Here is a 22,596-nt window from a genome sequence, read left to right as displayed (position 1 = left end):
TAAATCCCCTCCTTGCGACTAATATTCATAACAGAATTAAAGTCTTAAATATTAACTTCTAGTTTATAACTCATAAAAGGAACTAAACCTTATCTTTGCCCGCTTTTTAAAATTGAAAAAAAATGATAAAGAATAATGTACTAAAAGGAGTTTTTCTGGTAGGTCTTGGCGCAACGAGTTATGGAATGCTGGCAACTTTAGTAAAAATAGCGTATGGAGAAGGTTTTACTACTCCGGAAGTAACCATTGCACAATTTGGGTATGGAATATTGGGAATGCTGCTTATCAACATGTTCCAAAAAGCTAAAAAAGGAGATGACGTTATAAAAGCCTCCAAGAAAAACATTACTCAACTAATGCTGGCGGGAACTTCGCTCGGAATGACGAGTATTTTTTATTATTTGGCGGTCAAATACATTCCCGTTTCTATTGCTATCGTTTTACTGATGCAAACCGTTTGGATGGGGGTTTTATTCGAAATGATTTTAGAAAAGAAAAGCCCTTCCACTCAAAAAATCATCTCGGTAATTATAATTTTATTTGGAACGACACTTGCCACAAATCTTATACAAAGCAAAGCAGAATTAGACTGGCGCGGAATCGTTTTAGGACTTATGGCCGCCGCTTCCTTTACCACAACCATGTTTACCGCTAATCGTTTGGCAACGCACGTTTCCTCAGCGCAACGTAGTTTATACATGCTCCTTGGTGGTGCTTTTATCGTAACCGGATTTGCAATAGCAACACAAACTACTCCTTTCAATTTTGAAATTTTCATGAAATGGGGAATAATACTGGCGCTTTTTGGAACTATAATTCCACCTTTGTTGTTCAATGCTGGTTTCCCTCTTACCGGAATTGGTCTGGGAAGCATTGTATCTGCACTGGAACTTCCGGTTTCAGTTCTGATGGCGTACTTTCTTTTGAGTGAAAACGTGAGTTTAATCCAATGGATTGGAATTATTTTAATCATCTTGGCAATTGTGATTATGAATGTGAATTTTAAGAAAACGACTTAATTTCTATTTAAAAACATTTGCACTTATTTCATTAAAAATTTTATAAATTCGTATCAAATAACTTTATTATGAATTTACCTTGGCATTTATATGTGATGGCTTTCGTTTACTTTATTGCAGGATTAAACCATTTCAGAAATCCGAGATTATACCTGAAAATCATTCCTCCTTCTTTCCCGAATCCAAAATTACTAAACTACGTAAGCGGTCTAGCGGAAATAATTTTGGGAATTGCATTGTGCATCCCTGAACTTTCAAGCTACGCTGCATGGGGAGTAATCGCGTTATTAATTGCAGTTTTCCCAACGCATTTGTATATGTATTTCGATGAAAAAGCAAGAATGGGTTTGCCTAAATGGGTTTTGCTTTTGCGAATGCCTTTACAATTAGTTCTCATTTTTTGGGATTACCAATACACATAAAGCTGTGAAATCACTTTTCGAATCCTTATCAAACCACATCTTTCTTGACTTGCCGGACGCTGATATTATTTATTATCCTCAGTTTTTTGACAAAGAGCAAGCCGATCTTCTTTTTGCAGAATTAATAAAAGATGTCCCTTGGCAACACGATGAAATTCGGGTGTATGGAAAAATTCATCCGCAGCCGCGCTTGACTGCTTTGTTTGGAAACGAAGGAAAACCCTATTCCTATTCGAATATAACCATGGAGCCGCATCCTTGGAATTTGCTTTTGCAAAAGCTGAAAACGGAAATCGAAAAAGTTTCGGATACAATTTTTACAACTGTTTTACTCAATCAGTATCGCGACGGAAAGGACAGCAACGGCTGGCATGCCGATAACGAAAAAGAATTAGGGATAAATCCTGTAATTGCTTCGTTAAGTTTTGGCGTAGAACGCACGTTTCAGCTGAAACATAATTTGGACAAAGACCAGAAAAAAAGCATCGTTCTGGAACATGGAAGTTTACTTCTAATGAAAGGAACCACACAACATTTCTGGAAACATCAAATTCCAAAAACCGCAAAATCCATTGGTCCCAGAATAAATGCTACTTTTCGGGTAATCAAATAGATATTTTCTAAAAAATTTATTAGATTTGGTATAAATAATTAAATCATGGAAGCTATTGTTACTTATTTTTCTACGATTCCTTCTTCACACCGAAGTTTAATTCTGGTGGGCGGAATCACTTTTTTTTGGCTGATTGAAAATGCTTTTCCGTTATTTAATTTCACGTACAAAAAATGGCATCATGCGGGTATTAACATCTTCATGACGTTCACGACTATTCTTGTCAACTTTTGTTTGGCTTTTATTTTATTGAAAGCAGCTGATTGGACTATTGCCAATAATTTTGGAATATTACAATGGCTTCCTGAAATGTCATTGTGGCTTTACGCTTTAGTCGGATTGCTTTTATTGGATTTGATTGGTGCCTATCTAGTACATTTAGTGGAACATAAAACCAAATTTTTATGGCGTTTCCATTTAATCCACCACACAGATACTTGGATTGACACCACAACAGCGAACAGGCATCATCCGGGAGAAAGTGTAATTCGCTTCGCATTTACGGCAATCGGTGTTTTAATTATAGGAAGTCCCATGTGGCTGGTTTTTCTGTACCAAACGTTATCTGTAGTGGCTACGCAATTCAATCACGCAAATATTTCTCTTCCTAAAAAGGTAGATACTTTTTTAAGTTATTTTATCGTTTCTCCGGACATGCACAAAGTTCACCACCATTATGTTTTACCGTATACGGATAGTAATTATGGAAATATTTTTTCAATTTGGGACAGGCTTTTCGGGACTTTCATGACGCTGCCTAAAGAAGATATCATTTACGGTATCGATACACATCTGAATCCTGAGGAACACAATGAATTAAAAAATTTATTAAAAATACCCTTTAAAAAAGCCGCTTTAAAAGAAAACAAGTAAAAAGAATAAAAAAAATGTCCAATTGAGAAAATCTAATTATTTTTTTTCTTAATATTGATATCAAATTAGAAAAGAAATTTATTAATCATTAACAACTTATTTGAATTAATTTTCACGTGATGAAAAAGAGTAACCGAAAAGAATTGAACTGGGAGCAAACAGAAAAACTTGTTACAATGGCTTTAGAAGAAAAAAATCCTTTTGAAGTCATAAAAAAAGAATATGGTCTAGCAGAAAAAGAGATTCTTGAGATCATGAAAAAGAAGATGCCCGCAGAAAAATTCGAAATGTGGAAAAAGAAAGCAACTGCCAACAAACCAAAACCAAAACCCGTTAAGATTGATAATTTTGATGAAGATCTGGATGGTAAATACTATATAAAAAATAAATTAGATTAAAGAATGAAACTCCTGATATCCGGGAGTTTTTGTTTTTAAACAATTAACTTTTTTCCCACTCAATTATGGTTGTAATTACATCAGAAGACAACGAATTTATCTTTAACATTCTTGGAAGTCACAAATTTTGGGCTTTAGAAAATAAGATTAGAGTACCTAAAAATAAAATCATCAGAGCGTATCAAAGCAATGATGAGTTTACTTTTTGGATTGGTTGGAAAATGCCAGGTACCCAATTACCATGGGTAATTACTGCTGGAACTTACATAAAGAAAGGAAAACGTAATTTTTGGGATGTTTGCAATAAAAAAAATGCAATTATTGTCGAACTCAAAGATTCCTATTATAATAAACTAATCATTGAAGTTGAAAATCCTGCAATGATAATGAACTTATTAAATGAAAAATAAAATGAAGAAATTATTATTCCTATTGATGGTGTTTTTTTCAATATTAAGTTATTCCCAAACAGAAACTGTAGTTCAATCTTTTAATAAAGAAGAAATTGCTGTAAATCCATTGATAAATGGTTCGCTGTATTCGCCTTTAAAACAAAATAAGAAAACCAACCTTGTGATACTTATTGCTGGTTCAGGACCTACAGATAGAGATGGCAATCAAAAAGGGTTAACCAATAACTCTTTAAAATACGTATCCGAAGCATTAGCAAAAAATGATATTGCTGTTTTTAGCTATGATAAAAGAATCATTGCTCAAATGAAAAGTAAAACCGTGAATGAGGCAGCGCTAACTTTTGATGATTTCATTACCGATGCGACATCCGTTTTGTTATTTTTTAAAAATAAAAAAAAATACAACAAAATAATAATTGCAGGGCACAGCGAAGGTTCCTTGATAGGAATGATTGCCGCGAATGAAAAAGCAGACGCTTTTATCTCATTGGCAGGAGCGGGAAGAACTATTGACGCCGTTTTAGTAGATCAGATTACGAAACAAGCGCCTTTTCTAAAAGAAGAAACACAAAAAAATCTCGATATCCTTAAAAGTGGAAAAACTTTTGAATTAAAAAATCCGATGTTAGCTTCCATTTTTAGAGAAAGTATTCAGTCCTACATGATTTCATGGATACAATACAACCCACAAATTGAAATTGCAAAATTACAAATGCCGGTATTAGTAATAAACGGAACCAAAGATTTACAAGTAGCTGTTTCAGAAGCGGAACTGTTAAAAAAAGCAAAGCCCGAGGCTGAACTCGTTTTGATCGAAAATATGAATCATATTTTTAAAGTTATTAACGGAGATGACGCTGAAAACATGAAATCCTATTCTAATCCTGATATACCAATTGCTACAAAATTAACGAGCACCATAACAACATTTGTAAAATCACTTTAAGCTGTAACAATTGTACAACTGAGAAGACTAACAACAACAAATAAAACAAACAAAATGAAAAGAATACTTTATTCACTGGCATTTGCTTCGATTCTTTGGAGCTGTAAAACTGCAAACCCGGCCGTTGTTGCTATTAAAAAAGAACAAGTAAACGTTGCCATTAATTTGAACGAAGTAAAAGATGACAAGGTTATGGTCACTATTACATCGCCTAAAATTAGTACTGAAGATGTGACGTACAGCGTTCCTAAAATTGTTCCCGGAACCTATTCAGTAGATGATTACGGAAAATACATCGAAGATTTCAAAGCTTTTGACAGCAAAGGAAACCTACTTGCCACGACAAAAACCGATGATAACACTTGGAATATCAAGAATGCGAAATCATTGGTAAAAATCACTTATTTGGTAAACGATACATTCGATACTGAAAAAGGCGGCGGTTTTGGTCAAAATGATATTTTCTCTCCTGCTGGAACAAATATAGATGCTGGTAAAAACTTTATGCTAAACATGCATGGTTTTGTGGGATATTTTCAAGACAAAAAAGATTTTGCCTACACCGTAAGCATCTCGCATCCTGAAATGCTTTGGGGTGCGACCTCAATGACCGACTTGGATGCAAGTGCGACCAATGATGTTTTTAAAACGATGCGTTATGCTGAATTGGTTGAAAATCCAGTTATGTATGCTAAACCAGATTACACTACTTTCACTGTGGATGGCATGGAAATCTTGATTGGCGTGTATTCTCCTACTGGAAAAGTAACTGCCGAAAGCATCACTCCGGAGATGAAAACAATGATGATCGCTCAGAAAACTTTTTTAGGAAAAATTAATGCTACTAAAAAATACACTGTTTTACTGTATTTATCAAGCATGACGCCTACCGACGCAAAAGGATTTGGAGCTTTAGAACATCCTACAGCTACGACAGTTGTTTTACCGGAAATGATGCCTAAATCCGAATTGGTTAAATCAATGAAAGATGTCGTTTCACATGAATTTTTCCATATCGTAACTCCTTTAACGATTCATTCTAAAGAGATTCAGTATTTTGATTACAATACGCCCAAAATGTCAGAACATTTATGGATGTATGAAGGTGTAACGGAATATTTCGCCAATCTTTTTCAGATTAATCAAGGATTAATTACGGAAGAGGAGTTTTATACGCGTATGTCTGAAAAAATTGAACATGCAAATGCGATGAATGACACGATGCCTTTCACTACAATGAGTGCAAATGTGTTGACAGAACCTTACAAAGCTCAATACTTGAACGTATATGAAAAAGGAGCATTGATTGGAATGTGTTTGGATATCATCATCAGAGAAAAAAGTAAGGGCGAAAGAGGAATTCTTGATTTGATGCAAAAATTATCCAATGAATATGGTGTATCAAAACCATTTAATGACAATGAACTTTTTGCTAAAATAACGTCATTTACATATCCTGAAGTGGGCGATTTTTTGACTACTTATGTTTCTGGTACAACTCCAATTCCTTACACTGTATATCTGGCTAAAGTTGGTGTTACAAAATCCGTTGAAAAAGTTCCGGGAAATGTATTTCTGAAAGGGCAAACGCCATACATTACCGTAAACCAACAAACAAAAGAAATCTTTGTAATTCCAAATATGGAGTTAAACGCTTTTTACACTAATTTGGGTTTAAAAGGAGGTGATATTTTAGTATCCATAAATGACAAACCGTATTCATTAGACAACATTTATGAAATGATTATGGAAAGTCAAAACTGGAAAGAAAATGATGCTATCGCAATTAAAATAAAACGTGACGGCATAGAACAAATTATCAAAGGACAAGTAAAATTTCCTTATGAAGAAAAAGAAGGCCTTAGAGCAACTGATGCGACAAAAAAAGCGTTGAAAGAAGCTTGGTTCAAAGTATAACTTCTACAATAATTTTAAGAAATCCCAATTTAGAAATTAGATTGGGATTTTTTTTGTAAAATTTGGATGCGTTACCAAAATCTTTCCAACAATTTTCTTTATTTTGCGCCAAAATAGAAACGCCAATTAAATCGCAATCGTTCCAATCAAATTACAAACAGAATAGCAATTCCTTATCCAAAACAAATTTTAACTACACATGAAAAAAATTATTATTGCATTCGTTGCATTCCTATTGTTATCCGCCTGCAGCCAGAATGAATCTAAAGGCAATGTACACATTACCGGAAATATAAAAGGATTAAAAAAAGGGACCTTGTACATTCAAAGAATCTTTGATACAACATTGGTAGCCATTGACACAATCAATATTGATGGGAGTGCTGCTTTCAAAAGCGATCTTGATCTCAAATCACCAGAGATGCTTTATTTATTCTTGGACCGAGGCGTGAGCAATTCTTTAGACAACAACCTGCCTTTTTTTGCTGAACCGGGTAACATCACTATCGAAACCACTTTAGACCATTATTTATCTGACGCCAAAATTACCGGATCAAAAAATCAGGAAATATACGAAGAGTATAAAAAAATCAATTCCCGTTTTACAAATGAGAATCTTTCGCTGATTGAAAAAAAATTCAATGCAATCAAAAGTCAAAACACTAAAGCTGTTGACAGTCTGGGTGCAAAACAAGATTCTAATATCAAAAGAAAATATTTATTTGCTACTAATTTTGCATTAAATAACAGAAAATTCGAGGTATCACCTTATATTGCCTTATCGGAGATTTATGACATCAATGTAAAATACTTGGATACAATTCAAAAAGCAATGTCTCCAAAAGTAGCAAAATCCCTGTACGGTAAAAAACTAACGGAATATATTACCACAGTTAAAAATCAAAAATAAACGATTCCTTTTACAACAAATAACAAAAACCATCTTGATACAAACAAGATGGTTTTTTGGTTTATCATACAAATGTTTTCAATATTCGAATAAAAAACATTTGGCATCATTAAGCAGATACAGTTAATTAAGCATTATTAAATGACATTCCTGCAATAATCATCCCGATAAATATTAAAAAATAAAGAGCGAAAACAACCAAAGTCATAATTCCTATATACTTATAATGCGATTTTAGATATTCTAAAGAAGTAGTCAAGGTTTCGGAGTTATTATTTTTGAATGCTCTTTTAGTATTTGAGGCAAACTTATTCAGGTAATATACCGGAAAGAAATATAGCACCGCAATCAAAAAGTAAACAAAAGCCATTACGATTCCCAAAGAAGATCCCATGGCTCCCATTGCAGGATTCATCTTGCTCATGCTTGAGAAAAGTGTCCCGGCAAATAATGCCGCAAAAATAATAAAACCTATTCCTATGAAACCCAAAATGGATAAAAAATAGGCCCACTTTGCGGTTTCCTTCAAAAAGTCTTTTGCAGACTCACTTAGTTTCAAATCGAAACTTTCAACAACTGAATGCTCTTCCATAATATATTTGGTTAAAGGTTAGATTTCAAATTTAACCAAAAAATTAGGACATTCAATAAAAGTAGAACTCATTTCTCATTTTTACCAAAAACAAAAAACCATCCCGCTTCTGACGGGATGGTTTTATTAAAGAGCCGGCGGAGGGACTCGAACCCACGACCTGCTGATTACAAATCAGCTGCTCTAGCCAACTGAGCTACGCTGGCGACTCATTACGGGTGCAAATATAAGTCTGAATTTCTATTTTCCAAAACAAATTCAAACTTTTTTTGCGTTTTCTTTAACTACAATTCGTTGATTTTAGCAATCAATTGATTAGCAGTTTGTTCCAATTCAACATTGATTTGTTTGAAGTGTGCCTTTTTATCTTCTACTTTTTTAACGTTCACTTTAGTGATCAAAGTGTCAAAAGCAGCGATAGCTTCATCAATTAAAGCATTAGTTTCTGTTGTTGGTTTTCCTGTAGTAGAAATTTCGAATAAGTAAACTGCTTCAATAATATCTCCTAAAACGTAGTTGATGTCTTTTTTTAAATTTTTAACGTTTGCCATTTTTATTTTTTTAAAATTTGAATTTTAATTTTCGTCTGCAAAAGTACACATAATCTTTCTATTACCGACTATGAAATGTAAATTTCTAAAATTGAAGCTTTTCCATTGAGAATAAATTCCTTCATAGCTGCTGGAACCAAAACAGTGTCTCCTTTTATGTAATGCAGTTTTGAATTGTTGTTTTCTATTTCGAAAGATCCTTCCACGCACATGTAAACCGTAAAGCTTTCCCCAGATTTAGAAACCGAAATTTCTCCGTCCAATGGAATAAAATTAGTTGTAAAATAAGGACAGTTAACAATACCGTTTGATTCATTTATCTTATTCGTATACTCTTTTTTGGTTTGTACTTTATTATAATTGATGGCATCCATAGCTAAATCGACATGCAATTCCCTTGTATTTCCATGAATATCCACCCTATCAAAATCATAGATACGATAGGTAATATCTGAAGTTTGTTGAATCTCGGCAACCACCAATCCAGCGCCTATAGCGTGAACCGTCCCCGTTTCTAAAAAGAAAACATCCCCCACTTGTACTTTTACTGTATCGAGAATAGAAAGTAACGTTTTGTTTTTAAGATTTTCTAAATATTCCGCCGCATCCGAATCTTCCTTGAACCCTACAATAATTTTGGCGTCATTATCCGCTTGCATGACATACCACATTTCAGTTTTACCAAAAGAATTATGTCTTTTTTTAGCCAAAGCATCGTTAGGATGCACTTGAATGGACAAATCCTCGCTGGCATCCAAATACTTAAAAAGCAATGGGAATTGTTTTCCGAATCTGGCATGAACTTCCGTTCCTACCATTTCATCGGGAAACTCATTAATAATTGCCGTCAATGATTTTCCTTTCCATTCTCCGTTGACCACAACACTTACGTCACCTTCAACTGTAGACAATTCCCAACTTTCGCCAGTGTTATTAGTAGTAATTGGCTTATTAAGTACTGTTTTTAGTTTTTCACCACCCCAGATTCTTTCTTTAAAAATGGGTTCAAATTGTAATGGATAAAATTTCATATCAGGCTGGGTTTTTTTTTGAAAGTCAAATGTACAAAACCAATATTTTTTTATATAACTATTGACACATTTACTTTAATAATTAAAGCAAACTCACTACAGATTACAAAACAAGGAACAAATAAAAAAAATAGCTTATTCTACTTTGTTACTCTATGATACTATTTTTTTAATGGTTTCAAGGGCTTTTGAAATATGCTTTGTTGCCAATACACTGTCAAAAATCATTTGTATGACTCCATTTTTGTCGGTTACGTAGGTCACTCTTCCCGGTAATAACCCAAACATTCCGGCAGGGACGCCAAAGAGTTTCCTGATTTTTTTATCCGAATCCGACAAAAGAATAAAAGGCAACTTAAATTGTTTACTGAATTTTTGATGGGAAGCGACGCTATCACTGCTAATGCCAATCACTTCAGCTCCCAAATCTTTAAAATCTTCATATTGATCCCTAAAACTGCAGGCTTGGGCAGTGCAACCCGGTGTATTATCTTTTGGATAAAAATAAATAACAAGCGGTTTTTGGCCTACTGCATTTGCACTGTCAAAATCATTTCCATCGATATCTTTTGCGGTAAAACGAGGAATGGTGTCCCCTACTTTCAGTTCTTTCATTCTCCCTTGTAGGTTACAAAATTACGAGGCGTTTCATAAAGCACCACTTCCAATTCAAATTCCACCTTAATTCTTTTTCTGATTTTATTCCAAATGACTACCACAATATTTTCGGCTGTTGGATTCAAATGTTCAAATTCAGGAACATCCAGATTCAGGTTTTTATGATCGAACTGATTCTCAACTTCCTCTTTAATAATATCACTTAAAAATTTTACATCCATCACATATCCTGTTTCAGGATCAATCTCACCTGTAACACTCACTGTCATATCATAGTTATGTCCGTGGAAATTAGGATTATTGCACTTCCCAAAAACAGCATCATTTTGTTCAAAAGTCCAATCTTTCCTATGTAATCTATGAGCCGCATTGAAATGGGCTTTTCTCGAAATGGTAACTTTCATAAAATTGTATGAATTAAAGATTATTAACTGTAGCATTTGCCGACGAAGGACTTTTGTGCTCTTCCAGAAAGTGATAAAACTCGTCGAAAATTATTTTGAACCACACCGTATACAAAGCAGGCTGAAGTTCCATATCTGTTTTCACATCTTCAATTTTCATCCATTTCCAGTTTTCCACTTCCTCCGGATTGATCAACGGTGCTTCGTTATAATAGCCAATCATCACATGATCGAGTTCATGCTCCGTCAAACCGTTATCAAAAGGTGCTTTGTAAATAAAATGAAAAAGTTCTTTGAGTTCAGTTTTAAAACCCATTTCTTCAAACAATCGTCGGCTTCCTGCCTGAATATTTGATTCTCCCTCACGTTGATGGCTACAACAGGTATTGGTCCACAGCAAAGGTGAATGGTATTTTTGATGCGCACGCTGCTGCAGCATAATTTCATTTTTACTGTTTAAAACAAAAACTGAAAAAGCACGATGCAAGACCGCTTTTTGATGTGCCTCAAGCTTAGGCATCAATCCTATCTGCTCATCTTTTTCGTTAACTAATATTACGTTTTCTTCTAACATGTGGTTTTATTATAAAGTCAAAAATACAAAAAAAGAACGGGTATCTGTGACGTTTTTGAAATTATGAAAAGTTTAACGAGTGTTGAATACGCCAATATTCTAATTTTATATCAACTAAAATACAATCCTAATTTACTGCTTATCATACTTTGAAATTTTAAAACTAAAAGTGTCATTTTTTCGTAAATGTAAATAAGTTAGAATACAATTAAAAGAAAATCCACTTACAAAGTAGCTGACACTTTAAAATCTGAAAGTCAATTACATTTGTGATAAAAAAAATTAAAATGAAAACAAAAAATCAAGTGCTAAGCGCATTATTTCTCATCCCATTATTCATGTTTACAGCCTGTGCGCAAAAAACAAAAAAACAAGGAATTATCAAAAAAACTATTGCAATGGAAAACACTATAAACAAACCCGGAAATCCATATTACTCCAATACAGATACGACAAAACTTAACGTAAGTGATGCCGAATGGAAAAAAGTTTTACCCGAAGATGTGTATGAAGTCACCCGTAATGCGGATACGGAACGACCTTTTACAGGAAAATATTGGAACACAGATGACAAAGGAACCTATTATTGTGCGGCCTGTGGCAACAAATTATTTCGTTCCGGTGCCAAATTTTCAAGCAATTGTGGCTGGCCAAGTTTCTTCGAACAAGACAATAAAACCAGTGTGGTTTATAAAACCGATAACTCTCTTGGAATGGAAAGAATCGAAGCACTATGCGGAAGATGTGATGGTCATTTAGGGCATCTATTTGATGACGGACCAGAACCAACCGGAAAAAGATACTGTATGAATTCTATCGCACTTGACTTTATCCCTGATACTAAATAACATGAAAAAACTATTTTTACTGTTCATTTTAGCAACAAGCAGTTTGTTTGCGCAAAGTCAAACACCGAAGCAATCCAATCTTGAAACCATCACTTTAGCTGGAGGTTGTTACTGGTGTGTTGAGGCTGTTTATGAGAATCTTATTGGAGTACAATCGGCAATCTCAGGATATGCAGGGGGCAAAAATGCGAATCCTACCTATGAAGATGTGTCGACCGGAAAATCGGGTTATGCCGAAGTCGTAAAAATCACCTACGACAAAAATGTAACAAATCTGGATGAAATTTTTAAAGTCTTTTTTACGGTGCATGATCCAACCACATTAAACCGTCAAGGAGCGGACGTCGGAACTCAATACCGTTCAGCCATTTTTTACAAAAATGAAGCACAAAAAAAATCAGCGCAAACGATAATCAATGCAATGAAAAAAGCTAAGATTTATGATAGTCCAATAGTAACAACTGTAGAACCACTCAACAAATTTTACAAAGCAGAAGATTACCATCAAAATTATTATGCCAACAATAAAAATCAACCCTATTGTCAAATGGTAATTCAACCTAAAATGGAGAAATTCGAAAAGCTTTTTAAAAGCCGATTGAAAAAGCAAAAATAAATTAGTAAGCTACCGCCTTGTTGTCACAAACAAGGCGGTTTTTTTTATATCCTACTCAACGAAAGATATTTTACGCCGGTATTTAAAATTGCTGCAAGGCAAAATAATTTTGCTATATTTGTTTTCACCTGAGCTTGTTTAATACCGAAACAGACCACATTTCAATTGAAATAGACGCTGATCATGACCCAAAATTTACACCACAACTAATGAAAAAAATTATTTTTTTTACTTGCTTATTTACGTACTCTATTTTTGTCTCAGCACAAAATACCGCAGTAAAAGCTACCGTTGCTCAAAAAGCTGCTTCTTTAGAATCCAAAGTTATTTCTTGGCGCAGAGACTTTCACCAAAACCCAGAATTAGGAAATAGAGAATTTAAAACTTCTGAAAAAATAGCTACACATTTACGTTCTTTGGGCATCGAAGTTCAAACCGGAGTGGCAAAAACAGGCGTGGTGGGGATTTTAAAAGGAGGAAAACCTGGTCCTGTAGTCGCTCTTCGGGCCGACATGGATGCCTTACCGGTTAAGGAAAGAGTAAATATTCCTTTTGCTTCAAAATCAATGGGCGAATACAACGGTCAGGAAGTGGGTGTCATGCATGCTTGCGGACACGATTCGCATGTAGCCATGCTTATGGGAACTGCTGAAATTCTGGCATCTATCAAAAGTGAATTAAAAGGTACTGTCAAATTCATATTTCAACCTGCAGAAGAAGGGGCACCAGAAGGAGAAGAAGGCGGAGCCGCACTAATGGTTAAAGAAGGCGTCCTTGAAAACCCAAAAGTAGACGTGATTTTTGGTTTGCACATCAGCGCACAAACCGAAGTTGGTAAAATCAATTACCGTCCAAAAGGAGCGATGGCTTCATCCGACTGGTTTAAAATAAAAATAAAAGGAAAACAATCGCATGGAGCCAGTCCATGGCAATCCGTGGATCCTATTGTTACGGCTTCTCAAATAATTTTGGGTTTGCAAACTATTGTGAGTCGCAATGTAAATCTAACGGAATCAGCTGCTGTGGTAAGTGTTGGAAAAGTGACCGCTGGTGTAAGAAGCAATATTATTCCGGAAGAACTCGAAATGGCCGGTACAATTCGTACACTGGATAAAAAAGTACAGGAAATGATTCACAACCGCGTGAAACAAATCACTACCAGTATCGCGGAAAGTGCGGGAGCAACTGCTGAAGTAAGCATTACAAAACAAACATTGATCACGTACAACGACCCAACACTGACCGAAAAAATGGTACCAACACTGGAAGCTGTGGCCGGAAAAAACAATGTAGTCTTAACACCCGCAGCAACTGGAGCGGAAGACTTTTCGTACTATCAAGACAAAATTCCCGGTCTTTTCTTTTTCCTTGGCGGAATGCCTAAAGGCAAAAATCCAACTGAAACTGCCTCTCACCATACTCCTGATTTCTATATTGACGAGAGCGGTTTTGTGTTAGGAATGAAGGCAATGTCTAATTTAACTTTAGATTATTTGGAAATGAATGCTAAAAAATAAATCCCTACAAACAGAAAATTTTAAAAAATAGCAAGCGAAAAGAGATTTCCTGCTTTTTTCTGTTTTTGATAAATATCAAAATAAATAGCTGATTTAAAGCAACTTAAAATATACTGTACACCGTTTTTTAGTAAATTTACTTTATTATCCGAAATTATTGTTTTTTCCAGCATATAAGAAACGAACTGCAATAAATTTATAGAAACACGATCAACTATAGGGCTGTTAAATGAAAGCATTGGAAACATATTTTAAAAAACGAAAAAAAGCCATAAACCTCATCTTGGAGAAAGCTCCCGACTGTTATACAGTTGAAACTTTTCATGAACTGCGGTTGGAAATCAAAAGACTCAAGGCATTATTTGAATTAATTGCCTTTTGTTCCAAGAAATTTAAGCTTCAAAAAACCTATAAACCTTTCAGAATTATTTTTAAAAAAGCCGGAAAAATTAGGGAAATTCAATTGGAACAAACCCTTCTTGAGAAACAGCCCAATTTTCATTTGCTTAAAAAATACCCCAATCGATTAAAAAAACTAGAAATTAAAGAAACAAAAAACTTCTTCTCGACAGCAAATAAGAGTTTAATAAAAAAATTAAAAGAGAAATATGGTAAAATTATTTGTTTGTTCACGAAAACAACTAAAAAAAAGGTAAATCGCTACAGAAATAAAGCGAGAAAGGAGATGAAAAGATTAATCCAAAAGAATGATTTCAAAAAGAAACAAATCCACGATTTTCGAAAACAATTAAAAGTATACCAGTATAATGAGAAAATCCTGCATCCTAATCAAAAAAAAATAGTTCCTGATCAGCATAAGATGTCGGATTTGCTAGGGAAATGGCACGATTACGATGTCGTTATTCTTCATTTAAAAAAAATAATTTCTACCTTTAAAAAGGATTCTAATGAAAGAAAACAACTCAGAATCATTAAAGTAACTATGACTTCTAAAAGAGCATTCCAATTCGTTAAAATAAATGCCGCTTTACCTTATCAGAGTTTTTTGTAAAAACTATGATTCTCAAATACTGAGAAAATAAGTTCACTATGAAGATATGCGTGAAACAGGCTGAAAATTAAACAATGGTTATTGTTAAAACGTACTTGCATCCTGACTCTTATAACTCATTTATGCTTAAAATTGACTTACAATCGAAGGATGAAATGATGAATAAGGAAACAAAAATGCTGCTACATAACTTTAATCCGATACTAAACTTTCCAAGTATGCTAAGAATCTGGATATTATACCCCTGCTATTCTCGTTCGTTAAATTTTTTTTTTCGACTTTTTCAAATTCGTTAAAAGTAGAAATAAAGAACGCCGCGAAGCATAAAATCACCACGCCTGTCATGATAATTAATTCTAAATTTTCCATATTATTTTTTAAGTTTTAAATTTAAAAATATCAAAAGACCTAGGATTGTTGGAGGCCATAATCCAATAAAAATAGCGCGCTGTGGATCTTTTAATACAATATAAAAATATTCAGAAGTAAAAATCAACGCGATAACCAATACCAAAATCAATATTTCAGATTTTTTAAATTTTTCAAACATTTTTTTATTTTTATCGTTCACTTACAAATATAGTAGAAAAAAAATCATTAACGATACAATATTAGGAAGCTTGATAACAATACTATTCTTTTCTTCACAAAAAAAAGCTTAATTATACCATTTTTAAATAAGAATTCTTAACAATAAAAATTTGGATAGAATAAAAATGACATTTTTAAAAGAATGTTAAATTTTACAAAACGTAGTAAAACATGCTTTGTGTAATTTTTACTTTTTTTTAAAGACACACTATCGATTACTCTTTTTGATTTCTATTTATTCAAAATCGCACCAATCATCAAAGCACATTTTTCGCCATCAATAGCGGCAGATATAATTCCGCCGGCATAACCCGCACCTTCTCCGCACGGATACAAGCCTTTTATTTGAACGTGTTCGTATGTCAATGGATCTCTCGGGATTCGCACTGGCGATGACGTTCTAGATTCCGGAGCATGAAGTATGGCTTCGTTTGTCAAATAACCACGCATAGACTTTCCAAATTCAGTAAATCCTTCTCGCAATATTTGCGACAAAAATCCGGGAAAAACCTGACCCATTTCTACTGAAGTCGTTCCGGGAACATAAGACGTTTTAGGAATATCCGAGGAGACTCGGTTCTGTGTAAAATCAATCATGCGTTGCGCAGGAACTTTTTGGGTTTCGCCTGCCAAGTGCCACGAGCGTTGCTCAATACTTTTTTGGAATTCCATTCCGGCCAAAGCACCAAATTTCGCAAAAGGTTTAAAATCTTCCAGTTGCAATTCAATTACAATTCCGGAGTTAGCGGTAGCCTGATCTCTTTTGGATGGTGACCAACCATTCGTTACCACTTCACCGGGATTAGTGGCACAAGGCGCAATCACACCTCCGGGACACATACAAAACGAATACATTCCTCTTCCTCCTACTTGTTTCACAATAGAATACGGAGCTGGAGGTAAAAATTCCCCACGATAATCACAACTGTACTGAATACTGTCTATCAAAGATTGTGGATGCTCCGCCCGTACGCCCAAGGCAAAAGGTTTCGCCTCGATAAAAATCTTTTTTAGATCCAATAATTCAAAAATATCACGCGCCGAATGTCCGGTGGCCAAAATGAGTTTATTGGCAAGGATCGTGTCTCCTTTTTGAGTAACGATACCTTGAACTTCATTATTTTTTATTAAAATATCCGTTAGTCGGGTTTCGAACAAAACCTGTCCGCCACATTCAATAATTTTTTCTCGAATGTCCTGAATAATTTGGGGCAATTTATTTGTTCCAATATGTGGATGTGCTTCAATCAGGATATCCTCGGAGGCTCCAAAAGCGACAAACAATTCCAAAACTCGTGTTACATCGCCTCTTTTTTTAGAACGGGTATACAACTTTCCATCAGAATAGGTTCCTGCCCCGCCTTCGCCAAAACAATAATTAGAATCTTCATTTACAAGATGATCCACATTAATGGCTTTCAAATCTCGACGTCTGCCTCGAACATCTTTTCCACGCTCCATAACTATGGGCTTCAAACCCAATTCTATCAATTGCAAAGCAGCAAAAAGTCCGGCAGGTCCGGCACCAACAATAATTACTTCTTGAGCTCCAGCCACATTACCATAATCCGGGAGTTGAATTTTTTGATCTTGAAAAGGTTCTCCTTTTAAATAAATTACAACTTTAAGATTGATTTTTATAGCTTTTTGACGGGCATCAATAGATCTTTTTAATATGGAAACATGTTGAATTTCATTTACAGAAACCTTAATTTGTTCCGATAAATGATTTTTCAACAACAAATCATTTGCTGCAATTTCTGGAGAGACTTGTAATAAGAGTTCTTGAGGCATTTTTTTAGATTATTCGATTTTTAGATTATTAGACTTTCGCAAACTGTCTAACAATCTTGGTACAAAAGTAGTATTTTGAAGTGACTTCTTCTAAATGAAAACAGAATCCGTTTTCAATTTTTCACATTGACCAATTTTCGAATTAGACTTTGTAAATTTGCACTCTAAAACAGGTAAACAAATAAACCGTTAACCAATTAATCTTAGAAAAAAATGTCTAGAAAAATAAAACTGATTTGGGATTTCCGTGGTCCGGCTTCCGCAAAAACAGCGAAACACCACGAAATTCATTTAAGAGAATACATCGCTATTGAAAAACTACCATTGAATATCACTGGATTTGAGATTCAAAACGAGATGCAAGCTATTGCTTTTATGGTTGTAACGGATGAAAACATGATTCAGGTTCGAGATGTTTTGAAACCGCATCGAGGAGAATTGTTTGAATAGGGTTTATAGTTTTCAGTCGCAGTTGACAGGACGAAACCTAAAAACTGCGACTAACAACTGAAAACTAAAAACTTTAATTTGCCACTTCGCTGATAAATTTGATGCGCATCAAACGCAATTCATCAATATCATAATCCCCTTCAAATTCCTTGAGTGCATTTTCTATATTATCGGATTCAGATTCCATAAAATAATCGTGGATTTCTTCTTGCTGATCATCGTCAAGCATATCATCAATCCAATATTTGATATTCAGTTTGGTTCCGGAATAAACAATCTGTTCCATTTCTTTAATTAGAGCATCCATGTTAATCCCTTTGGCGGAAGCAATGTCATCGAGCGATAATTTTCTGTCAATATTTTGAATAATATAAAGTTTATTCACAGAGTTGACACCGGTAGATTTTACCACCAAATCCTCTGGACGAATGATGTCATTTTCGGCAACATAGCGGCTGATTAATTCTAAAAATTCCTTGCCGTATTTTTTAGCTTTTCCTTCACCAACCCCATGAATGTTGATTAATTCTTGTTGAGAAACAGGATATTTCAAAGCCATATCTTCCAGCGATGGATCTTGAAAAACTACAAATGGAGGAACGCCCACTTTTTTGGCTACTTTTTTACGTAAATCCCGCAGCATTCCCATCAGCAATTCATCTGCAACCCCTGTGGATTTAGAAGCAGTTACAATAGCTTCATCTACCATTTCGTTGTATTCATGATCCTCTGACATCATGAAAGATTCAGGTTTCTTTATAAAATCTAATCCTTTATCGGTAATTTTTACGATGCCATACGTTTCAATATCTTTTGATAAATATCCCGCTACCAGCACTTGTCGCAATAAAGCCATCCAGTATTTTTCATCATGAGCTGAACCACATCCAAAAAAGGATTGTGTATCCGTTCTGTGTGCTTTAATTACCGCATTTACGCGACCAATCAACGTAAAAACAACTTCTTTTGATTTGTATAAATGTTTGGTATCTCGTACTACTTGCAACAATTGCACTACTTGATCTTTAGCCTCAATTTTTGTTTTAGGATTTCTGACGTTGTCATCCATATCAGCTCCTTCGCCGGTAACATCGTCAAATTCTTCTCCGAAATAATGCAATAGAAATTTTCTTCTGGACATCGAAGTCTCGGCATAAGCCACTACTTCCTGCAACAAAGCAAATCCAATTTCCTGCTCGGCAACGGGTTTTCCCGACATGAATTTCTCTAATTTTTCGACATCTTTATAAGAATAATAAGCCAAACAGTGTCCTTCGCCGCCATCACGACCGGCACGACCCGTTTCTTGATAGTAACTTTCCAGTGATTTAGGAATATCATGATGAATTACAAAACGTACATCCGGCTTGTCAATTCCCATCCCGAAGGCGATAGTTGCCACCACTACATCTACATCTTCCATTAGGAACATGTCCTGATGTCTGGCACGGGTTTTAGCATCCAATCCCGCATGATACGGCACTGCACTTATTCCGTTTACTTGCAAAACTTCGGCAACAGCCTCGACTTTTTTACGGCTCAGGCAATAAATTATGCCTGATTTTCCTTTATGTTGTTTGATAAACCGAATAATATCTGATTCAATATTTTTGGTTTTAGTACGTACTTCGTAATATAAATTGGGTCTGTTGAATGATGCTTTAAAAGTTTTAGCATCGGTCATGTCTAGATTCTTCAGAATATCTTCCTGTACTTTTGGTGTCGCTGTAGCAGTCAAACCAATAATAGGTACATCGCCCAATTGTTTGATGATGTGCTTTAAGTTTCTGTACTCCGGTCTGAAATCATGCCCCCATTCTGAAATACAATGGGCTTCATCAATAGCCACAAAAGATATAGTAACGTTTTTCAGGAAATTTACATACTCCTCTTTGGTCAAAGACTCAGGCGCTACATAAAGCAACTTCGTGAGTCCGGAAGTAATGTCTTTTTTAACTTGGGCAATTTCAGTTTTAGTCAGTGAGGAATTTAAAACATGAGCCACACCATTTTCAGAAGACAAACTTCTGATGGCATCCACCTGATTTTTCATTAAAGCAATAAGGGGCGAAACTACGATGGCGGTTCCTTCCTTAATTAGAGCAGGCAGCTGATAACAAAGTGATTTTCCTCCGCCTGTGGGCATGATCACAAATGTATTTTCTTGATTTAGAACACATTTTATGACTTGTTCCTGTAACCCTTTGAATTGGCTAAAGCCAAAATATTTCTTTAATTCTTTGTGTATGTCAATTTCGTTTGGATTCATTCTTTATTATGTGGTATTTTGTATAAATTTGCAACACCTAAAGGTACAAATTTCTTTTACACACACAAATTTTAATCATTCTGTTTTGATCACTAAAGAAAATATATTGGCCAGTGCCAAAAAAACAATCTTATCGGAGAGCCAATCAATAGCTAAACTAATTGATTTTCTGGATGAAAACTTTATTGAAGCGACACAAAAAATTTATAATTCCAACGGAAGATTAGTCGTAACCGGAATAGGGAAAAGTGCTATTATTGCTCAAAAAATGGTAGCGTCTTTTAATTCCACAGGAACGCCTTCGCTTTTTTTACATGCCTCTGAAGCCATTCACGGCGATTTGGGCATGATTCAAAACGAGGATGTGATTGTTTGCATTTCAAAAAGTGGCAACAGTCCCGAAATAAAAGTCTTGGTACCACTCTTAAAACGTTTTGGAAACACTTTGATTGCAATAACCGGAAACATAGACTCCTTTTTGGCAAAAGGCTCTGATTTTGTTCTCAACACCGCAGTCGATGCTGAATCTTGTCCTAATAATCTGGCTCCAACAAACAGCACCACCGCACAACTGGTAATGGGCGATGCCCTTGCCGTTTGCCTGATGGAAATGCGCGATTTCAAACCCGAAGATTTTGCAGTTTACCATCCCGGAGGCGCATTGGGAAAAAAACTATTGTTACGTGTCAAAGACATGTTGGAACACAGCTTAAAACCTATGGTTGCTCCAGATGCATCCATCAAGCAAGTTATTTTTGAAATTTCCGAAAAACGTCTTGGTGTAACTGCAGTAGTTGAAAATGAGCAAGTAATTGGAATTATCACTGATGGTGACATTCGAAGAATGTTGAGTGACAGAGACACTTTTGCCGATTTGACCGCAAAGGACATCATGACAAAAAACGCAAAAATGACGACTTCTGACGCTATGGTGGTGGAAGCACTAAATATAATGGAAGATTTCTCCATCACTCAATTAGTAGTGATTGATGGTACAGAATACAGAGGCGTATTGCATTTGCACGATATTTTAAAAGAAGGAATAGTATAATGGCGAAAAAAAACTTAAACGAAATGTCGTTTTTAGATCATCTTGAAGAATTAAGATGGTTACTGGTTAGAAGCACGATGGCAATATTGATCTTAGCCACCATCACTTTTTTTGTAAGTGATTATATTTTTGACGTGATTATTTTTGGTCCGACAAATGCTAATTTTATCACGTATCGCTTCTTTTGTGATTTATCCAATCAATTGGGTTTTGCCGAAAGCATTTGCGTAACTGAAATGCCTTTTATTATCCAAAACACGAATATGGAAGGCCAGATTAATGTTTTGATTTGGACTTGTATAACCGCCGGATTCATTCTTGGATTCCCATTCATTCTCTGGGAAGTTTGGAAATTCATCAGTCCTGCTTTGTACGAAACGGAGAAAAAACATGCGAAACTTTTTATTTTTTCGTCATCATTACTGTTCTTTATGGGCGTATTGTTTGGCTATTATGTAATTGTACCGATGTCTGTTAACTTTTTCGCTACATTTACCATCAGTGCTGTTGTAAAAAATCAGTTTAGCATTGATTCCTACATCGGACTGGTAAAAACAAGTGTAATTGCTTGCGGATTGTTTTTTGAATTACCAATAATTATCTATTTCCTGACTAAATTAGGATTAGTAACTCCAGATTTCTTAAGGAAATACTGGAAATATGCCGTAATTATCATCTTGATTGTGGCAGCAATTGTAACACCTCCGGATGTAGTGAGTCAAATCATTGTAACCATTCCGATGTTATTAATCTATGAAGCGAGTATTTTAATTTCAAAAATAGTAGTAAAAAATCAAAAAAAAGTAAATGGCTGATATAATAGAAGAATTCAACGAGTACCGTTCGAAAATGAACGAAAAATTATTGGCAGACAATAATAAAATTGTAAAACGTATTTTTAATTTAGACACCAATGCATACGCAGCTGGCGCTTTGGACGTGAAAACCAAAGAATTACTGGGATTAGTAGCTTCAGCAGTTTTACGTTGTGATGATTGTGTAAAATACCATTTGGAAACCAGCCATAAAGAAGGTGTTACTAAAGAGGAAATGATGGAAGCTATGGGAATCGCAACACTTGTTGGCGGAACTATTGTTGTACCTCATTTACGCAGAGCTTATGAATTCTGGGAAGCATTGGAAGAAGCCGCGACTAAATAATTTGTT

General features: G+C 35.0%; 25 protein-coding genes and 1 tRNA gene. 17 read left to right on the top strand and 9 right to left on the bottom strand.

Annotated features, from left to right (window positions below):
* The first annotated feature begins 122 nt into the window (after positions 1-122).
* From ACP7AV_RS12420 to ACP7AV_RS12380, 9 genes are all read left to right on the top strand, one after another.
* Positions 123-1,019, top strand: coding sequence for a DMT family transporter (locus tag ACP7AV_RS12420; RefSeq protein WP_426092219.1), 897 nt, complete (start codon positions 123-125; stop codon positions 1,017-1,019).
* Positions 1,020-1,087: 68 nt separating this feature from the next.
* The gene (locus tag ACP7AV_RS12415) at positions 1,088-1,441 is read left to right on the top strand and encodes a DoxX family protein (RefSeq protein ID WP_426092218.1); all 354 of its coding nucleotides are present in this window, start codon (positions 1,088-1,090) and stop codon (positions 1,439-1,441) included.
* Between the two features lie 4 nt (positions 1,442-1,445).
* Complete coding sequence (locus ACP7AV_RS12410) at positions 1,446-2,054, top strand: alpha-ketoglutarate-dependent dioxygenase AlkB family protein (RefSeq protein ID WP_426092217.1); 609 nt, start codon at positions 1,446-1,448, stop codon at positions 2,052-2,054.
* A gap of 45 nt (positions 2,055-2,099) precedes the next feature.
* A complete protein-coding gene (locus ACP7AV_RS12405; protein WP_426092216.1) occupies positions 2,100-2,927 on the top strand; it encodes a sterol desaturase family protein in 828 nt (275 codons plus the stop codon).
* A gap of 119 nt (positions 2,928-3,046) precedes the next feature.
* Entirely contained in the window at positions 3,047-3,325 is a 279-nt protein-coding gene (locus ACP7AV_RS12400; RefSeq protein WP_426064933.1) for a DUF2805 domain-containing protein, read from the top strand.
* Positions 3,326-3,390: 65 nt separating this feature from the next.
* Complete coding sequence (locus ACP7AV_RS12395; protein ID WP_426092215.1) at positions 3,391-3,735, top strand: hypothetical protein; 345 nt, start codon at positions 3,391-3,393, stop codon at positions 3,733-3,735.
* A gap of 1 nt (position 3,736) precedes the next feature.
* Positions 3,737-4,684 carry an alpha/beta hydrolase gene (locus ACP7AV_RS12390; protein ID WP_426064935.1) on the top strand — a complete coding sequence of 316 codons (948 nt, stop codon included), beginning with the start codon at positions 3,737-3,739 and terminating at the stop codon, positions 4,682-4,684.
* Between the two features lie 54 nt (positions 4,685-4,738).
* A complete protein-coding gene (locus tag ACP7AV_RS12385) occupies positions 4,739-6,601 on the top strand; it encodes a peptidase M61 (protein ID WP_426092214.1) in 1,863 nt (620 codons plus the stop codon).
* Positions 6,602-6,800: 199 nt separating this feature from the next.
* Positions 6,801-7,511 (top strand): DUF4369 domain-containing protein, encoded by a 711-nt coding sequence (locus ACP7AV_RS12380; RefSeq protein ID WP_426092213.1) that lies wholly within the window; start codon positions 6,801-6,803, stop codon positions 7,509-7,511.
* 127 nt (positions 7,512-7,638) lie between these two features.
* On the opposite strand, the gene ACP7AV_RS12375 is transcribed toward ACP7AV_RS12380, so the two are convergent.
* From ACP7AV_RS12375 to idi, 7 genes are all read right to left on the bottom strand, one after another.
* Positions 7,639-8,103, bottom strand: a complete 465-nt coding sequence (locus ACP7AV_RS12375) for a hypothetical protein (protein WP_426064939.1) — start codon at positions 8,101-8,103, stop codon at positions 7,639-7,641.
* Between the two features lie 132 nt (positions 8,104-8,235).
* Positions 8,236-8,309, bottom strand: a tRNA-Thr gene (locus ACP7AV_RS12370).
* A gap of 78 nt (positions 8,310-8,387) precedes the next feature.
* Positions 8,388-8,654, bottom strand: a complete 267-nt coding sequence (locus ACP7AV_RS12365; RefSeq protein WP_091205856.1) for a hypothetical protein — start codon at positions 8,652-8,654, stop codon at positions 8,388-8,390.
* A gap of 68 nt (positions 8,655-8,722) precedes the next feature.
* Positions 8,723-9,685: a type I phosphomannose isomerase catalytic subunit gene (locus tag ACP7AV_RS12360; RefSeq protein WP_426092212.1), complete on the bottom strand. Its 963-nt coding sequence runs from the start codon at positions 9,683-9,685 to the stop codon at positions 8,723-8,725.
* A 153-nt stretch (positions 9,686-9,838) separates the two neighbouring features.
* Positions 9,839-10,300, bottom strand: a complete 462-nt coding sequence (locus ACP7AV_RS12355; protein ID WP_426092211.1) for a peroxiredoxin — start codon at positions 10,298-10,300, stop codon at positions 9,839-9,841.
* On the bottom strand, positions 10,297-10,707 hold the full coding sequence (locus ACP7AV_RS12350) for a 6-pyruvoyl trahydropterin synthase family protein (protein ID WP_426092210.1): 411 nt from the start codon (positions 10,705-10,707) through the stop codon (positions 10,297-10,299). The genes ACP7AV_RS12355 and ACP7AV_RS12350 overlap by 4 nt, the downstream gene beginning before the upstream one ends.
* Positions 10,708-10,720: 13 nt before the next feature.
* On the bottom strand, positions 10,721-11,281 hold the full coding sequence (gene idi, locus ACP7AV_RS12345) for an isopentenyl-diphosphate Delta-isomerase (protein WP_426092209.1): 561 nt from the start codon (positions 11,279-11,281) through the stop codon (positions 10,721-10,723).
* 287 nt (positions 11,282-11,568) lie between these two features.
* Here idi and msrB point away from each other — a divergent pair, with 287 nt between their 5' ends.
* From msrB to ACP7AV_RS12325, 4 genes are all read left to right on the top strand, one after another.
* Positions 11,569-12,129 carry a peptide-methionine (R)-S-oxide reductase MsrB gene (msrB, locus tag ACP7AV_RS12340; protein WP_426064946.1) on the top strand — a complete coding sequence of 187 codons (561 nt, stop codon included), beginning with the start codon at positions 11,569-11,571 and terminating at the stop codon, positions 12,127-12,129.
* A gap of 1 nt (position 12,130) precedes the next feature.
* Entirely contained in the window at positions 12,131-12,745 is a 615-nt protein-coding gene (msrA, locus tag ACP7AV_RS12335) for a peptide-methionine (S)-S-oxide reductase MsrA (protein ID WP_426064947.1), read from the top strand.
* A gap of 209 nt (positions 12,746-12,954) precedes the next feature.
* Entirely contained in the window at positions 12,955-14,262 is a 1,308-nt protein-coding gene (locus ACP7AV_RS12330; RefSeq protein ID WP_426092208.1) for an amidohydrolase, read from the top strand.
* A 229-nt stretch (positions 14,263-14,491) separates the two neighbouring features.
* Positions 14,492-15,274 (top strand): CHAD domain-containing protein, encoded by a 783-nt coding sequence (locus tag ACP7AV_RS12325; RefSeq protein WP_426092207.1) that lies wholly within the window; start codon positions 14,492-14,494, stop codon positions 15,272-15,274.
* A gap of 822 nt (positions 15,275-16,096) precedes the next feature.
* Here the strand turns inward: ACP7AV_RS12325 and ACP7AV_RS12320 are convergent.
* Positions 16,097-17,659, bottom strand: coding sequence for an NAD(P)/FAD-dependent oxidoreductase (locus tag ACP7AV_RS12320; RefSeq protein WP_426092206.1), 1,563 nt, complete (start codon positions 17,657-17,659; stop codon positions 16,097-16,099).
* Positions 17,660-17,872: 213 nt separating this feature from the next.
* On the opposite strand from ACP7AV_RS12320, the gene ACP7AV_RS12315 reads away from it, so the two are divergent.
* The gene (locus ACP7AV_RS12315) at positions 17,873-18,109 is read left to right on the top strand and encodes a hypothetical protein (RefSeq protein ID WP_426092205.1); all 237 of its coding nucleotides are present in this window, start codon (positions 17,873-17,875) and stop codon (positions 18,107-18,109) included.
* 73 nt (positions 18,110-18,182) lie between these two features.
* On the opposite strand, the gene recQ is transcribed toward ACP7AV_RS12315, so the two are convergent.
* Positions 18,183-20,378, bottom strand: coding sequence for a DNA helicase RecQ (gene recQ / locus ACP7AV_RS12310; RefSeq protein WP_426092204.1), 2,196 nt, complete (start codon positions 20,376-20,378; stop codon positions 18,183-18,185).
* 85 nt (positions 20,379-20,463) lie between these two features.
* Here recQ and ACP7AV_RS12305 point away from each other — a divergent pair, with 85 nt between their 5' ends.
* Genes ACP7AV_RS12305 through ACP7AV_RS12295 form a run of 3 tightly spaced genes read left to right on the top strand, consistent with a single transcriptional unit; the run spans position 20,464 to position 22,590 of the window.
* Complete coding sequence (locus ACP7AV_RS12305; RefSeq protein ID WP_426092203.1) at positions 20,464-21,429, top strand: KpsF/GutQ family sugar-phosphate isomerase; 966 nt, start codon at positions 20,464-20,466, stop codon at positions 21,427-21,429.
* Entirely contained in the window at positions 21,429-22,244 is an 816-nt protein-coding gene (tatC, locus tag ACP7AV_RS12300; RefSeq protein WP_426064955.1) for a twin-arginine translocase subunit TatC, read from the top strand. The genes ACP7AV_RS12305 and tatC overlap by 1 nt, the downstream gene beginning before the upstream one ends.
* Positions 22,237-22,590 carry a carboxymuconolactone decarboxylase family protein gene (locus ACP7AV_RS12295; RefSeq protein ID WP_091205817.1) on the top strand — a complete coding sequence of 118 codons (354 nt, stop codon included), beginning with the start codon at positions 22,237-22,239 and terminating at the stop codon, positions 22,588-22,590. Before tatC ends, ACP7AV_RS12295 begins: the two co-directional genes overlap by 8 nt.
* Positions 22,591-22,596 lie beyond the last annotated feature (6 nt).

The organism is Flavobacterium sp. DSR3-2 (assembly GCF_049896525.1).
GTDB lineage: Bacteria > Bacteroidota > Bacteroidia > Flavobacteriales > Flavobacteriaceae > Flavobacterium.
The sequence above is the reverse complement of the archived record's forward strand: the minus strand, read 5'-3'. Positions and strand labels throughout refer to the sequence as shown.